The 14,906-nt window shown below is 52.8% G+C and carries 12 protein-coding genes; 2 read left to right on the top strand and 10 right to left on the bottom strand.

The features are described 5' to 3' along the window. Positions 1-548: 548 nt before the first annotated feature. Both BLS75_RS17930 and BLS75_RS17925 read left to right on the top strand, forming a co-directional pair. Positions 549-1,412, top strand: a complete 864-nt coding sequence (locus BLS75_RS17930; protein WP_143031437.1) for a HamA C-terminal domain-containing protein — start codon at positions 549-551, stop codon at positions 1,410-1,412. Then, positions 1,409-3,601 carry a helicase-related protein gene (locus tag BLS75_RS17925; RefSeq protein ID WP_072451464.1) on the top strand — a complete coding sequence of 731 codons (2,193 nt, stop codon included), beginning with the start codon at positions 1,409-1,411 and terminating at the stop codon, positions 3,599-3,601. Before BLS75_RS17930 ends, BLS75_RS17925 begins: the two co-directional genes overlap by 4 nt. 444 nt (positions 3,602-4,045) lie before the next feature. Here BLS75_RS17925 and BLS75_RS32155 read toward each other — a convergent pair whose 3' ends face one another. The 10 genes from BLS75_RS32155 to BLS75_RS17875 form a co-directional block, all read right to left on the bottom strand. Continuing rightward, the gene (locus BLS75_RS32155) at positions 4,046-4,849 is read right to left on the bottom strand and encodes a hypothetical protein (RefSeq protein ID WP_143031436.1); all 804 of its coding nucleotides are present in this window, start codon (positions 4,847-4,849) and stop codon (positions 4,046-4,048) included. After that, positions 4,846-6,498, bottom strand: a complete 1,653-nt coding sequence (locus tag BLS75_RS17920) for an AAA family ATPase (RefSeq protein WP_176876759.1) — start codon at positions 6,496-6,498, stop codon at positions 4,846-4,848. Before BLS75_RS17920 ends, BLS75_RS32155 begins: the two co-directional genes overlap by 4 nt. A 1,154-nt stretch (positions 6,499-7,652) precedes the next feature. Beyond that, on the bottom strand, positions 7,653-8,303 hold the full coding sequence (locus tag BLS75_RS17910; protein ID WP_176876758.1) for an amino acid ABC transporter ATP-binding protein: 651 nt from the start codon (positions 8,301-8,303) through the stop codon (positions 7,653-7,655). Positions 8,304-8,346: 43 nt separating this feature from the next. Further along, positions 8,347-9,402 (bottom strand): linear amide C-N hydrolase, encoded by a 1,056-nt coding sequence (locus BLS75_RS17905; RefSeq protein ID WP_072451462.1) that lies wholly within the window; start codon positions 9,400-9,402, stop codon positions 8,347-8,349. 44 nt (positions 9,403-9,446) lie between these two features. After that, entirely contained in the window at positions 9,447-10,391 is a 945-nt protein-coding gene (locus tag BLS75_RS17900; protein ID WP_204378525.1) for a porin family protein, read from the bottom strand. A 135-nt stretch (positions 10,392-10,526) separates the two neighbouring features. Beyond that, positions 10,527-11,327 carry an amino acid ABC transporter ATP-binding protein gene (locus BLS75_RS17895; RefSeq protein ID WP_072451461.1) on the bottom strand — a complete coding sequence of 267 codons (801 nt, stop codon included), beginning with the start codon at positions 11,325-11,327 and terminating at the stop codon, positions 10,527-10,529. A gap of 16 nt (positions 11,328-11,343) precedes the next feature. Then, a complete protein-coding gene (locus BLS75_RS17890) occupies positions 11,344-12,585 on the bottom strand; it encodes an NAD(P)/FAD-dependent oxidoreductase (protein ID WP_072451460.1) in 1,242 nt (413 codons plus the stop codon). 46 nt (positions 12,586-12,631) lie between these two features. Then, positions 12,632-13,342, bottom strand: coding sequence for an ABC transporter permease (locus BLS75_RS17885; RefSeq protein WP_072451459.1), 711 nt, complete (start codon positions 13,340-13,342; stop codon positions 12,632-12,634). Further along, on the bottom strand, positions 13,339-14,058 hold the full coding sequence (locus tag BLS75_RS17880) for an ABC transporter permease (RefSeq protein WP_011060497.1): 720 nt from the start codon (positions 14,056-14,058) through the stop codon (positions 13,339-13,341). The genes BLS75_RS17885 and BLS75_RS17880 overlap by 4 nt, the downstream gene beginning before the upstream one ends. Positions 14,059-14,144: 86 nt before the next feature. After that, positions 14,145-14,897, bottom strand: a complete 753-nt coding sequence (locus tag BLS75_RS17875; protein WP_019092730.1) for a transporter substrate-binding domain-containing protein — start codon at positions 14,895-14,897, stop codon at positions 14,145-14,147. Positions 14,898-14,906 lie beyond the last annotated feature (9 nt).

Below are 14,906 nucleotides of genomic sequence, written 5' to 3'. Positions count from 1 at the left end.
CGACCGGTTACAACGACACCGGCACACCCGAAGGTGTCCCGCACACAGCCGCCATAACACAGAATCGCAGGCACAAAAAAAGCGTCTGCAATGGTGTTTTGGACGCTGATGCGTCGTTGTAATTCGACCGGCCAAGGTCGTTCGCGGATTTTGCCGCGAGGGCGAACTATAGGGGGGAGGCGTGAGAGGTGCAACTGTGTGTTGGCTGGTATGTTTGAGGCGGTGTGTTGTGGCGTTAGCAGTGGCCATGGCTGGCATGAGGTGAGGTTTGAATCGCCCCCATATTTTAAACCTCTGCATGCTAGGAGCCATTAGCTACCGGCAGAAATCGGTCGTTCGATTTACGGAGGTAGGTCAATCCATTATTTTGTGTCGGCAGCATTAGTGGCGTTTCGATTGCACACTGTTGCTGCTAGTCTCAACTTCAGCGGGGGTAGCTCTTCGCCCTGTTTGCCCGTTGTGCTTATCGAAAGGGATTTCCAGATGAATAATGGTGTTTGTGCGTCTGCCGCTTCAAGTTACCCGGCTATCTTCACGGGGGCGGTAGCATGAAAAAGCTTTACACGCGGTTCACCAAGCTCGTGTTTAGATTCGATGAGGAGATCGAAGATTGTGGAATAGAAAAACATCCCTATCACCTGAACTATGAAAGCGGAGTGTATAGGGAAGACGATTTGGTGAAGATTATTCGAGGCGCAATGCCACATTTCGCCCTTACCCCTGAGGAGTACAACCGATTAAAAGACCAGGATGATATTGATGAAATGTACAGACTGGCCTTCTCCAGAATATCGAAGGCCAAAAAAGACAAAAAGGGAGATTATGGCGAGTTGCTTTTGTTTCTCCTATTGCAGACTTTTTACAAAGCGGAAAGGCTCGTTACGAAGGTCAAGCTGAGAAGTTCTGTTAAAGATCAGATTAAGGGATTTGATTGCGCTCATTTTACAGTAGATGATGCTGGTGATGTATTCCTTTGGTTGGGCGAAGTAAAGTTCTATAAATCTTTTTCTGGTGCATTAGATGATGTCGCTAAAGAGATCGTAGCGCATACGCAGGGAGAGTATTTGAAGAATGAATTCTCGATACTCTGCCCAAATGTTGAGTTTAATAATAATGTGGATATTCCAGATTCGGTGATCGAGATTCTCGATGGAACAGTCACACTTGACGATGTGAAAGTCGTAATACCTGCGTTGGTGACTTATGAGACCTCGGTTCTCAAAGCACACACCTGTATAGATCAGAATTTCAAAGAAAAGATTAAAAGGCAATTTGCGAAAAAGTACGAACTTATAAACTCTCGAAATATTTCCATTCCGTCAAATATTGAAGTGTTTTTTTTGTTGCTCCCCCTTTCGGATGTGGACTCGATTAAATCCAAGCTAGAAAAAATAGAGGCGATTTATCAATGAATGCTCTGCTGAAAATCGCACAGAAGGCCTACGAAAGACTAAAAGTCGATAAGGATGCAATAGTTCTTGCTGAAGATAACTCTCAGTTCGCGAGACATATTCAAGATATTTATAAAGTTCTTCAGACAGAGTTTTTTTACACCTTTGGTGTAAAAAAACTCTGTTTTGCCTGCGAAGCTGCGAAGAACGATCCAATGATCGTTTCTCTCCTAGAACAATGCATAAATTCATCGCGTATATTTCTTTATGAGGAAATGCTGCGAAAACAACTGCAGTATCCGCCTTCGGTTGACGGGTTTTTAGAAATAGCCCAAAAGGCATTTTACTCGCTAGAAAGCGATGTTATTTTAACCAAGGAACAGAAGGATTTGTATGATCTATTCATGAGAAAGCGGAGGCTGGTTGTAAGTGCGCCAACTTCTTTTGGCAAGTCTAGAATTGTCAGGGAAATCATCTCCCATAGTTCATACGAGTGTGTAACAGTCGTTGTTCCTACGAACGCGCTGCTTAACGAAACATATCAAGCTTTCAAGGAAGATATTGGGCTTTCTGAATACTCATTGGTATTCTCGACGCATACTGAACCGCCTGAGGGGAAAGCTATTTATATATTTACCCCAGAGAAGTTTGATCTATATACAGATGAGCATGGTATTGAGTTTGATTTTTTTGTTTTCGATGAGGTCTACAAGGTTGGAAATTATGATGGGCGCTCCTCCGTATTTTCAAGTTGCCTGTATAAGGCGTACAAGAGAAAGTGTGACTATTATTTGATTGGGCCTTACTTCAAAAGTTTTAGTAGGCTCTATCTGGAACGTACTTCGGGGCACTTCGAAAGGTTTCAGACAGATATTGTTCAAAAGGAAACTATAAACTATTGTGATGGGGACTCCCCGTCCTATCGAGAAATATCATTTCCTTCAAGAGTCAGCAAGGATGCGAGACTAAAGCAAGTCCTTCAGAAAATTGCAGGGCCAACCATTGTATACGCCGGGCGAAAAGACACTGCAGAGACACGCGCTAAGCTGATTCATGAATTAAAAAATAGCTCATCACGACGAGTAAGCGATTCGGTATGCGAGCTGATTGATTATGTTAAAAAAACCATTTCAACGGAATGGCGGCTTATCGAGTTTCTCCGATCAGGAGTAGCATTTCACCATGCAGGTATTCCGAAATACATACAGACCGAAATAGTGGATTTGTTCAATGCTGGCGAATTGGATGTGATTGTTTGCACACCCACACTAACTGAAGGTGTAAATACGACTGCTAAAAACGTAATTTTCTTTGATACTACAAAAGCTGATCACGATTTGACAGGTTTTGAGATCAAGAATGTAGTTGGTCGTTCAGGTCGGTTTGGCCAACATTTTGTTGGTCGTGCAATATTTTTAGAGCCGCACGCTGAACAAGACGACATTGATGAAATACCTTTCCCGATATTCGATTCGGAAAATCTAAGGGCTGAGGATAATATTCAGATCTCTTTAGATGACCTCAATGAAGCGGGCCAAGCACAGCGAGAAGATATTGTCAGCCTCGCTCTATCAATGAAAATACCATTGGAGGTATTAAAGAAAAACAAATATGTGTCATTTGATAATCAGATTCGGCTCATAAAGCACCTCAGAGATAATCCATCGATCAGGCATAGCTTGTTAGGTGCTCATAATCCACCCAAAAAGGAGCAAGTCGATTTAATAATTCATCTCGCCCATGACTTTTTATATTCCGATTCTGATAAGCGACAAAGTTGGACTACGGGTGGTATTTCGCGTTTTGTCAAGTATCACATTTACTACAGTCCTTCAATAAAACAAATGATACAAGAGCATGGGGCTGTAAAGGAAGATACAAGAATCAGAAACGTACTTGACCTGATTTATACGTACTTTGAATACTCGCTTCCGAAATACATAACCGCCCTGGAAACAATATTTAATTTTGTTTACTTGGAGAAGATTTCTTTTTCTCTATTTGTCACAAAGCTTCAATATGGAAGTACTGAGCCTCAAGATATACTTTTAGCAGATGCCGGCATCCCTCGATCCATCATAACGCAACTATCGAAAAGCTTAGAGGGAGCCACTACAATAGAATCAATAAAAGATCGTCTAAATCGCGACCCTGAAATATTAAAAAAACTAAGTGGGATTGAAATTAGGATGATGAAAAAACGTATTTGAAATTTGACACTTCGCTTTTGGCCGAGATCAGCCAGCCGCTACCGGCTGTTTTCGGCCTAGTTTGTGTAAAAACGCTTCTCCAAAATTGAAGTGTGCGTGTCTATGTTAAATCTGAACTTTATCGGCACGTCAGGATGTGGATTTTGCGTAGAGGCGCGATTTTCAGTCCGGTTTTGAGTACCTGTCGCGCTGAAAAACGTTTTACACAGTCTCGGCCAAATGCGACCGGTCGGCAACGACAGAAAACTACCATGAGGAGTCAGTTGAAAGCGTCGGAACTACCGCTGTTGCAGAGATGATTATGATGTCAGTCTGTCACTGCCCGGCAGCAGCTCGCATAAGCAAACAAGAAACTTGGGGGCGCGGGATGACAACATCAGGATCAATACTGTGCAGGCAACGAAATTCCAGGATCATATCGTATGATCAAGGACCCGAGCAGGGCTATTTCATCATAGCGATAATTTGTGCTGCGACAGCTGGCTTACGCCTTATGCCCCTAATTAGCGCACTCTCCCAACAATTTTGGTTACCTCCGTGCTCAAGTATTTCTAATCGCATCGAAAGATAGGAATTAAGATGGTTTTGGTCATTATATTTTTCTGCAATCCTATACTCCGTCATAAAGCCATAGCACTTTGATCTGAAAGCTGTCATATCGACGCAGGTCCGGATATGTGCCGCTACGCGATTCTGATTTATTGGAGAAAACGCATAGGAATTGAACATCAAGGTAAAATTTGGAACATTCGTTGTAATGCTAAGATCGATGTAAATAATCAGTGCGGATAAAATATCAGCATCAAAATAAGGATGAAGTACTGGATGTGGCTGCTGGGGATGATTATAGGAGCCTCGTTTGCTATTACAGGTACCACAAGAGGGTATCAGGTTGTAGCTGAGTACTGCGAATTCTGGATACCATTCTTTTGGTAGATAGTGATCAATGGTTCTAGGACCTTCTCCGCCGCACATCGGACAGGACAGCAGCTTGTTCATATATAGCCGATCAATCCAGTCGAGTCTGTATTTTTTTGCTCGGCTACTATAGGCGCGCCTTAGGAAATCAATCTGCTCATTGGATAGTTTAATTGGTAGAATTTCTGTACTTCCTTCCATGCTGATGTAAGTGCAGTAAGCGATTTTTAGTTTATGCTCTGCCTCAGAAAATAAGTATCTGTTTTTGTGAATTATTTCAGCCAAAATATCAAGATTGCCAACGCAACAGTCCACAGGAAGCCATTTCATATGAAATTCACATCCCCCATTACGGCTCTTATTTCAACGAGCATTTCCACACTAAAGATATCCTCGTACTGAGCAAGTACTTCTGCGAATGACAGCCCAGAGGCGGCAACTTCATTTATAATTTTAGATGTGTAGGATTTGACCGTGCTGTCATCGAAAATAGTTCGAGACAGAGTGTTGACATTAGCTCCAAGAGTTTTTGTATAAACTTGGAGAGTCTCTATGGTGCCGTCTTCGTTGTGACTGAAAATATGTGCGCAATGCGACGGAATTTCCCTCGCAACGTAAACGGAATGTGTGGCAATTATGGCCACAGAGTTTGTGGCCTGAAGCACCTGATACAGCAGAACCATGAATTGTGAAATCATGTTGGGGTGCAAGTGAGTTTCCGGTTCATCTATAAGAACAAGTGTGCCATTTTCGGCATAGGATAAAAAATGCAATGCAAATCTTAAAAATGCTCTTTGCCCGCTGCTTAAAGCACTTGGTCTACCTTGGTCATCGGATATAGTAATGTCTCGTGCTGGATCGATGGCTCCTAAAATTTCAAGACCTTTTAACTCGCCTCTCAAGCTTCTGACTTTAACCCATTTTTCTCTTCTGTGATCTTCAAATGAGAAGTCACCATCATACTGATTCACTACTGGGAGAAGGATACTATCAAAATCAAGTACTTCAGATAACGAGCTTTTAAGAATAGAGTATTTTGAAATGGCAGGATCAAAACTATCTTGTTCTCGATATATGTCTGCAAATAGCAAGCCAAGTGGCTCTGTGCCGGGTCGCTCTTTAGTTCGGGCGCTGATATCAAAATAACGATACTGGAATGGGCCACCTAGGTTGCAACCTGTTGGAAGGGCGGTATCAAAATCTGATGAGTAGCTCAGCACATAGTGGTAGCTTGGTAGTTCTCTAAATAGTGTAGTGCTAGTGTCTGTGTGTGCTGCATATGAATTTGAATATGTCAGCACTGTTGGTGTTGGGAAATTTGCTCTGCTATTGGCGCTTTGGCATAGTGATGAAATCAACGATTCAAGGTATCTAGTCTTGCCGACACCATTGATTCCAATTATACAATGTACGCGATCATCGAAATACCTATGATTTTTAAATTGAAAGTGAACTGAGTGCTTGCCTGGATATCCTGCAAGTTGGCAGTCGTATGAAAAATCAACCTTCGCATCATCTAGTTTCTGAGTGTATCGGGCATTAAAAAAGCCACGTCGAAAAGCTTTCCAGGCGGCGGGATTTCTGAGAACTCCAAGGCGAAACTGACTTGAGTAGATAAATTGGTCGTGCTGAACAGAGCTTATAAGTCCGGATGACTTTAGAAAAGTTATGTCGCCCAGTTGCTTCAATATATTTTGTATGTCGGTTTTAGATATGTTTCTTGCTATTTTTTCGTAGCAATCAATATCTTTGAACAAACTGAGGAACAGAGGTGGCGAGCTTTCCTCAATATTAAATACCTGATCTTTATCTAGAGATTTAATCCAGCTAGATAGTTCGGAGTACTCCGGATCGCTCGATAAGGGGATGACGTAAATTGGTAACTCCAGATAGATGCCGGCATACATTAACTTCAGTGTCGCGCTGTATCGATATCCGAAGTCATTCCAGTTTGAGTCGATTGGAATTATGTGCAGCATTTCCCGTTCCAAATCCAACGGTTCTGTGTTGGAAAACCTAACGCTCCACATATCAATCTCCTTGGTGTGATGTTCCGTGAATACCATCCGTGAGGATATCCAACATCAGTATTTTGCCGTTTGGATATTTTGATTGCAATGTGCCATGCCAGCAGCGCTTGACGAATAACGATGTGCCGATGCTTGTCTCCAGGTTCCGATATATGTGCTGAACCGGGGCATGCTGATGAGCTAAAGTAGGTCGTGTTGTTTGCAGTAGTTCCCGCTTTCACTGAACTGCTGTGTCAGCACCGACCCCTGGATATTGCCCAGTAGCTTGTTTTGGTGCTTGCGTCAGGTCGCAAAGACGGCGTATACAAAATGCCGAGATGGCCATGAGGTCAACCTACTAGTAAGCGGTGTAATTGATCCTGAAGATTTCTGGGTTACCCGAGATCAATAGCGCCGACAAGTTGAGACCGACCATCGATTCCGGTGCTCTAGCTTATACCGACCTCGCAGATGCACGAGCCAGATCTGCAATGTCTTCTCCTAACCGATAGCTGTCTGTCGCGAACGGTAGTTCATGGTCGTTTACTGTCGGCCGTGATCATTGCAGTACGCAATTTTTCGGTTGGTCGATTTACCCCTTTGCTCAGTCCTTCGTGAAGCGGGCTTAGGGGGCTGTTCCAGGTGTTGCGTTGGAGCACTTTCTTCCTAAGTTGGTAGACGTCGAGGCTGGGGAAGGGCTTGGAGAGGCGGATAGATATTCACGTTTTAGGTGGCTGCGCCCGCTTTGCGGTCGTTCGCAGCCTTCGGCAGCGGCTACATGTAACGCGAACGGCGATAAAACAGGCCGGCCGGTAGGCCGCCGTCTGCTTTTGCTCTTGCTCTTGCTTTGGTTTTTGATCTTCCTGCCCCTTTAGACACGATGGCCGAACGCAGGCATTGAGCCGTGGGTAACCCGGCAGGACGCCGGGTTAGCCGCCCCAGGCCATGGATGGCCTGTGGCGGCGGCCCACGGATCAATGCCGGAGTGAGGGCATGCCGAGCCTAGGCGAGGCACCGAGTGGAGGGGCAGGAGCCTTTGGTTACTTTGGGCTTTTCAAAGTGACTCGCTGTAAGAGCGAAACCATAAGTAGCCGTTACCGCAGCAACGGATATGTCCACTTACCTCAATGCACAATCTGCGCAAGAAACGCCTTAGCTCTCTCACTCTTCGGCGCCCCAAAAAACTCCTCCGGCGGCGCATCCTCCACAATCCGCCCCCCATCCAAAAACAACACCCGCCCAGCCACCTGCCGTGCAAATCCCATCTCATGGGTCACGCACAACATCGTCATGCCACTCCCAGCGAGCTTCACCATCACATCTAACACCTCACTCACCATCTCCGGGTCCAGCGCCGAGGTGGGTTCATCAAACAACATAATCTTCGGCTCGATGCACAACGCCCGTGCAATCGCCACGCGCTGTTGCTGCCCACCGGACAGTTGGCTCGGATACTTATCCGCCTGATTCTCGATCCCCACCTTGGCCAGAACCCCCCGCGCACGGTGATCGGTGCCAGGGTGCAGTTGTCCAGCACGCTCATATGGGGAAACAGGTTGAAGTGCTGAAACACCATGCCCACTTGGCTGCGCACCTGCGCGGGTGTTTTGCGAGAGGTCGGTGCGGTCCATCAGGATCTGGCCCTTCTCGGCAATTTCCAGGCGGTTGATGCAGCGAACCAGAGTCGATTTTCCGGAGGCGGAAGGTCCGCACAACACGATACGTTCGCCTCGTCCACAAGTGGATTCGATTGCAATCGCAGAAGAATGCGGCAAGTTTTTTAGCCACCCTCGGAATACTACGAATCTTTGGTAAGTTTCATTCGGCGGCCATAAAGTCGAACGGCTTTTCAGTAACGAATTGGCCCGATGTCTCCCCGGTAAGGATACGGTCCATGTCCACCCCAAGGTCGAGTTTGCGGACACGCGCACCTTCAGAGAAATCGAGCTTCTTCAGATCCACCCAGAAAATGTTGGGTGAAATTGCCGACTCGCCATAGAAAAGCATGCTTTTCTGGTCAGCCACCACGCGCCAGCGGGTCGTGGAAAGGTTCGGTGCTTCAGGAAGGCTTACGCCGTAGGGTACCGACGCGTTGCGAATAACGCTGAACACCGCGGCGGCAGAGATCCGGGGGTCGTCGCTTTTGGTCACGGCGTTGATGTAAAAACCGGCGCGTAGGTAACGGTCTTCGGAGCGGCCACTCCCGGGAAGGAAATTGAGAGGGTCTATCACGCTCCAATATTTCTGGTTAGCGAGTTGGCTGCTGTAGGGTGGGTCGTTCGTCACCACTTGATACTGGCGGTCATGATGAATACTCAGCTTGCCGCCGATCCACTCCAGCACAGCACTGTCGCCGGAGGCATCGGAGAGCGTCAAATGCAACGGCGCGAGGCTGCCGGGTCGGCCAGGTACTTCACCGCTTACCACCTGCACGGGATGGCTGCGCGTATATTCGACCGCCTCTGACACCGTCGCGAATTGATCAAGATAGAACTGTGCCCAGATCGAGAGCGACATGCGGGGCGTCTTCCCGTCGTCCTCGGGAAACTCTGTGGCATTGAGCCAAAGCAGGCTGGCGTTTAGGCCGGCTTCGTTCATGCCGTCAACCGTCGAAATGTCATAGCCAGACACGGCCAGGCTGCCGAATTTCGATGTCCATTCAAGTGAGCGCGAACCGGAGGCTCCATTGCGTTTCATTCCGCGAGGGAAGACCCAGAAGTTGCTAACCATGGCGTCCTTGAAGTCCATATTGCGGCCGGTAATATTCCGGCCGTCAGGGCCATGATAAACAGCCCTTGTACAGGCTTGGACTTCGGCGCCCAGCAGGGCGACGGCTGCAGTCAAGGTGGCGAGCGTGAGTGCGAATTTAGACATAGTGAATACCAATCCTTGGGACGTATGTGCAAAGCCTTTGCTGATCAAAACCTATAGGTCATTCCGAGCGCCGGGCCGCTGAGGCGCGTGTCGTAGACGTGGCCGTTGTGATCGTAATCGACGTCGAGCAACTTATAGCCTACGGAGGCGGAAAGGCTATCTCTGAAAGCATAATTAACGCTAACCAGAGTCGACCATGTGAAGTTGGAGCCTGCGCCAAACCCACCGATGTCGGCCTGACCCTGAACGGAGAGCTTTTGCGTAATGGGAAGGAATGCACGCAGGCCGACCAGTGGGTCAACCCAGCCGAAGCTTTCGTGGTAGCTGGCAGACTTGCTTAGGCCGCCAAGGCTCCCGGTAACCTTCACCCTGTTAGAGATGTGCCAAACGCGGGCACCGGCCAGGGCATCGAGGCTGAACCCAGGTGCATCGATCACCCGGTAGCCGCCCATGAGTGTTGCGGTGAATTGTTTCGTGTCGACCTTCGCATCGATGTTGCCTCCCGGTGGTATTACGCCAAGGCCGGGAATCGAGAATGCAGGCAGCGGGCCGACATTATGGATATCTGTGGTATCGACATACATGATGTCAGCCGAGAGGACGAAGCGGTCGTAGCGTCCCCAAACATTTATGAAGCCACCAAAGTTCAGATCATCCACTACCTCGGAGAACGGCTTCTCGACGCTAATTGTAGGGCCGCGCTGGAACGGTGAAACGCGACCATCCAGGCGGGCAGCCCAAATATAGGGCGTGACCTGCAATGCCGAATTTTGGTGTTCCAATGGGGCATGCTCTTGCGCCACGTCGAGGGAAGCCCCCTCGCCATGCGCGGCATGCGCGCTGCCGATGGACAAGGCAATGATGACGGCATACCGCGACGATAGAGCCTCGCCGGCGCAGGTAAAAATCGCCTTACCTTCAGCCCTGTGACGGGGGCTGTGCCGACGATGGGCCAGACTGCGTAATGGGTTGCCGTATCGAAATAGCATGATGCCTCCTCTTTGCATCTGCGTTAGCTAAACCACTCATGTTCCTTAGTGAATTAGCGATATCGAGTACTTATAGTTTCTAGAAAGTGGTTATGCGTCGTGGCATCACGCCTTGCGTGATTCTGCCCAGCCATCTCAATGCATAATCTGCGCAAGAAACGCCTTAGCCCTCTCACTCTTCGGCGCCCCAAAAAACTCCTCCGGCGGCGCATCCTCCACAATCCGCCCCCCATCCAAAAACAGCACCCGCCCAGCCACCTGCCGGGCAAAGCACATCTCGTGGGTTACGCAGAGCATGGTCATGCCGCTATCGGCCAGCTTGACCATCACGTCCAGCACTTCGCACACCATCTCCGGGTCCAGCGCCGAAGTCGGTTCATCAAACAGCATGATCTTCGGCTCCATGCACAACGCCCGGGCAATCGCCACGCGCTGTTGCTGCCCGCCGGACAGTTGGCTCGGGTATTTATTCGCCTGGTTCTCGATGCCCACCTTGGCCAGAAACCCTCGCGCCAACTCTTCAGCCTTTTTCCGCGATAACCCGCGCACGGTCATCGGTGCCAGGGTGCAGTTGTCCAGCACGCTCATGTGCGGGAACAGGTTGAAGTGCTGGAACACCATGCCCACTTGGCTGCGTACCTGGGCGGCTTCGCGGGTGTTTTGCGAGAGGTCGGTGCGGTCCACCAGGATCTGGCCTTTTTCGGCGATTTCCAGGCGGTTGATGCAGCGGATCAGGGTGGATTTGCCGGAGCCGGAAGGCCCGCAGAGGACGATGCGTTCGCCCTGGCGCACCTTGAGGTCGATGTCGTGCAGGACGTGGAAGGCGCCGTAGAACTTGTTCAGCCCGGCAATATCGATCACCACTTCACGCGGGTCGGCAATGGGCTGGATGGGCGCTTGGGAGGCGGCGGGAAGCGGGGCGGTCTGGGTCTGCATGGCGGTTCTCCGTCGGTCAGTTGAAGCGCTCGGCGCGGTATGGGGTGGGGTCGGTAAAGGGCGTTTCGCCGGTGACCATCTGCGCCAGCAGCTGGCCGCTCACCGGGCCCAGGGTCAGGCCGTGGTGGGCGTGGCCGAAGTTGAACCACAGGCCGGGGTGGCGCGGGGCCGGGCCGATCACTGGGCACATGTCCGGCAGGCATGGGCGGCGGCCCAGCCAGGGTTCGGCGTCGAGGCGTTCGCCCAGGGGATAGAAGCGGCGGGCCAGGGCTTCGCAGCGGCGCAGTTGGATTTCGTTGATCGGGTCGTCGCGGTCGGCGAATTCGATGCCGGTGGTCAGGCGGATGCCGCCCACCATCGGCGCCAGGACGTAGCCGCCCACTGGGTCGAGGATCGGGTGCTGCAAGCGGGTGCCGGGCAGGGCGGCGTAGTGCATGTGGTAGCCGCGCTTGATCGCCAGGGGGATGCGGTAGCCCAGGGGTTCAAATATGCCGCTGGCTTGCGGGCCGAGGGCGACTACCACTTCCTGGGCGGTGATCGGGCCGAGTTCGCTGTGCACCTGCCAGCCGCCTTCGATCTGGGTCAGGCTCAGGGCATCACCGATGACGAATTGGCCGCCGCGCTGCTTGAACAGTTCGGCGTAGCCGCGGGTCAGGCCGCCGGGGTCGCTGACGGTCTTGGGGTCGAGCCAGTGCAGGCCGCCGACTACTTCGGGGTGCAGGCCGGGTTCCTGGGCCAGCAGTTCGGCGCGGTCCAGTACCCGGTAGTTGAGCTCGTAGTCGCGCAGTTCGGCGGCGGCGCGTTGGGCGAAGTCGAAGGCCTGTGGGTCGTTGAAGGCTTCGAGCCAGCCGCCGTCGGCGATCAGTTGCAGCATGTTGGCCGGGCGGGCCAGGGCCAGGTGTTCGGTGACGCAACGCTCGATCAGCGGCAGCATGGCGCGGGTGGCGGCGGCCAGGCCCTTGGGCGAGGAGTGGCGCCAGTATTGCAGCAGCCAGGGGCCGGCCTTGGGCAGGTGGCGCAGGCTGTAGCGCACGTCCGATTGCTGGTTGAGGCCGTAGCGCACCAGCTTGGTCACTTCCCGGGGGAAGGCGTAGGGAATCACGCTGGCGCGTTCGATCAGCCCGGCGTTGCCGTGGCTGGTGCCGTTGCCCGGGGGCTGGCGGTCCAGCAGGACCACGTGGCGGCCGCGGGCCTGCAGGTGCAGGGCGCTGCTGACGCCGACGATTCCGGCGCCCAGGACGAGGGTTTGGCAATGCATGTTTCAGTCCTTATGACAGGGGCCGCGCGGCGGCCCGCTCAAGGGTTCAGTTCAGGTGCCGGCCCAGGCGGCCTTCCAGGTATTTGAGGCTGCGCCGCACTATTTCGACGATCAGCAGGTAGAGCACCGCGGCCCACAGGTAGATCTGGAAATCGAAGCTGCGGGAGAAGGCCAGCTTGGTTACCCCCATCAGGTCGTAGATGGTCACCAGGGAGGCGATGGCGCTGGCCTTGATCATCAAAATCAGCTCGTTGCCCAGAGGCCCGATGGCGATCAGCAGCGACTGCGGCAGTATCACTTTGCGAAACGCGGTCCAGCGTGACAGGCTCAGGGCCTTGCAGGCTTCGCGCTGGCCCTGGGCCACGGCCAGCAGGCTGCCGCGCAGGATCTCCGCCTGGTAGGCGGCGGTGTTCAGGGTGAAGGCCAGCAGGGTGCAGAACCACGCATCGCGGAAGAACCACCACAGGCCCACGTCCTGCCAGAAGCCTTTGAACGAACCCAGGCCGTAATACAGCATGAACAGCTGGGCCAGCAGCGGCGAGCCACGGAAGAAGTACACATAAGCCCCGGTGAAGCGCCGCAGGAAACGATTGCTGGACAGCCGCCCGAGGGCAATCAGCAGGCCTAGCACCGCGCCCAGGCTGAAGGAAATCGCCACCAGCTTGGCGGTCACCAGCAGGCCGTCGATAAAGCGCGGGCCGTAGCGTTCCAGCAGTTCCTGGTTGAGGAACAGGTTCAGCAGGTCATCCAGGCTCATGGTTGCAGGCTCCGTTGCGCACGGTTGAAGCGCCGTTCAAGAAAGCTGAACAGGTGCCCGGATAGCGCCGAGAAGAACAGGTAGCCAAAGCAGGCCACGCTGTAGAACAGCATGGGTTCCTTGGTCACGCTGACCGCGAGGTTGGTCTGGCGCATCAGGTCCACCAGGGAAATGGTCGACACCAGCGAGGTGTCCTTGAGCAGCGACAGCCAGTTGTTGGAGAGCCCCGGCAGGGCGATGCGCGTCAGTTGCGGCAGCAGTACCCGGTTGAAGGTGGTGCGCCGCGACAGGCTCAGGGCGCGGGCGGCTTCGTACTGGCCCTTGGGCAGGGTCTTGAACGCCGCCAGCCAGATCTCGCTGGAGAAGGCGGCGAACACCAGGCTGAAGGCGATCATCGCGGCGACGAAGGTGTTGATCGCCACTTCACCGGGGTAGCCCAGGGCGCCGAGGATCTTCTGTGCGGCAATCTGGCAGCCGTAGTAGATGATCAGCAGGGTCAAGAGCTCCGGCAGGCCGCGAAACACCGTGGAAAAGGTCGTGGCCCAGGCCCGCGCCCAGCGGTTTTTCGAGCGCGCGGCCAGGGCTACGGCCAGGCCCAGGGGCAGGCCGATGGGCACGCAGGCCAGTGCCAGGGCGATGGTCACCAGGGCCCCGGCAAGCAGGGCCGAGCCCCAGCCGCCGCTGGCGAAGGACAGAAGTGACAGCTGTTCGAACATGCGCGAACCCTCTGGAAAAATGAACCGTGCAGGGCGCCGCCGCGCTCAAGGGAACGCGGGGCAAGGGCAGCGGCAAAGGCGGGCGGTCAGTAGATGTCGAAGGCGAAGTAGCGGCTGGAGATCTGCTTGTAGGTGCCGTCGGCGACGATCTCGTCCAGGGCCTTGTTCAGGCGCTCGCGCAGGGCGTTGTCTTCCTTGCGCACGGCGATGGAAGCGTCGGCGGTGGTGCCGTTGACGTCGCCGATGATCTTGCAGCAATCCTTGCCGGTGCTTTCAGCCCAGGCCAGCAGCGGGAACTTGTCGGCGATCACCCCGTCCACGCGCCCGGCGGCCAGGTCGCTGTTGGCTTCGTCCAGGGTCGGGTAGAACTTCACGTCGGCACCGGCCGGGCCGTAGTGGTCCTCGGCGTAGATGGCCTGGGTCGAGGAGGCCTGGGCGCCCACGGTGCGGCCCTTGAAGTTGGTCTGCGCGTCGGTGATGTCCGAGTCCTTGGGCACCGCCACCGACAGCGGGGTGCGGTAGTAGTGGTTGCTGAAGGCGATCTTTTTCTTGCGCTCGTCGGTGGCGATCATCGAGGCCACCACGGCGTCGTATTTCTTCGCCAGCAGCGCCGGGATGATGCCTTCCCAGTCCTGGGCAACGATCTGGCATTCAACCTTCATGCGCTCGCACAGGGCGTTGGCGATGTCCACGTCAAAGCCGTGCAGCTGGTTGTTGGAGTCCACGTAATTGAAGGGCGGGTAGGCGCCTTCGGTGGCGATCTTCAGGGTTTCGGCCTGGGCCGTGGAGGCGGCGATGACCAGGGCGCAAGCGCCGGCGAAGCGGAGGACGTTGTTCATGGAGCACCT

Source organism: Pseudomonas sp. NFPP12, assembly GCF_900103205.1.
GTDB lineage: Bacteria > Pseudomonadota > Gammaproteobacteria > Pseudomonadales > Pseudomonadaceae > Aquipseudomonas > Aquipseudomonas protegens.
This window is presented reverse-complemented; position numbering and strand designations above follow the sequence as displayed.

Excerpts from the sequence above, each read along its gene's own strand:
- BLS75_RS17880 (WP_011060497.1), bottom strand. The coding sequence starts at position 14,058 with ATGTTCGAACAGCTGTCACTTCTGTCCTTCGCCAGCGGCGGCTGGGGC.
- BLS75_RS17885 (WP_072451459.1), bottom strand. The coding sequence starts at position 13,342 with ATGAGCCTGGATGACCTGCTGAACCTGTTCCTCAACCAGGAACTGCTG.
- BLS75_RS17895 (WP_072451461.1), bottom strand. The coding sequence starts at position 11,327 with ATGCAGACCCAGACCGCCCCGCTTCCCGCCGCCTCCCAAGCGCCCATC.
- BLS75_RS17890 (WP_072451460.1), bottom strand. The coding sequence starts at position 12,585 with ATGCATTGCCAAACCCTCGTCCTGGGCGCCGGAATCGTCGGCGTCAGC.
- BLS75_RS32155 (WP_143031436.1), bottom strand. The coding sequence starts at position 4,849 with ATGAAATGGCTTCCTGTGGACTGTTGCGTTGGCAATCTTGATATTTTG.
- BLS75_RS17875 (WP_019092730.1), bottom strand. The coding sequence starts at position 14,897 with ATGAACAACGTCCTCCGCTTCGCCGGCGCTTGCGCCCTGGTCATCGCC.
- BLS75_RS17930 (WP_143031437.1), top strand. The coding sequence starts at position 549 with ATGAAAAAGCTTTACACGCGGTTCACCAAGCTCGTGTTTAGATTCGAT.
- BLS75_RS17905 (WP_072451462.1), bottom strand. The coding sequence starts at position 9,402 with ATGTCTAAATTCGCACTCACGCTCGCCACCTTGACTGCAGCCGTCGCC.
- BLS75_RS17920 (WP_176876759.1), bottom strand. The coding sequence starts at position 6,498 with ATGCTGCACATAATTCCAATCGACTCAAACTGGAATGACTTCGGATAT.
- BLS75_RS17925 (WP_072451464.1), top strand. The coding sequence starts at position 1,409 with ATGAATGCTCTGCTGAAAATCGCACAGAAGGCCTACGAAAGACTAAAA.
- BLS75_RS17900 (WP_204378525.1), bottom strand. The coding sequence starts at position 10,391 with ATGCTATTTCGATACGGCAACCCATTACGCAGTCTGGCCCATCGTCGG.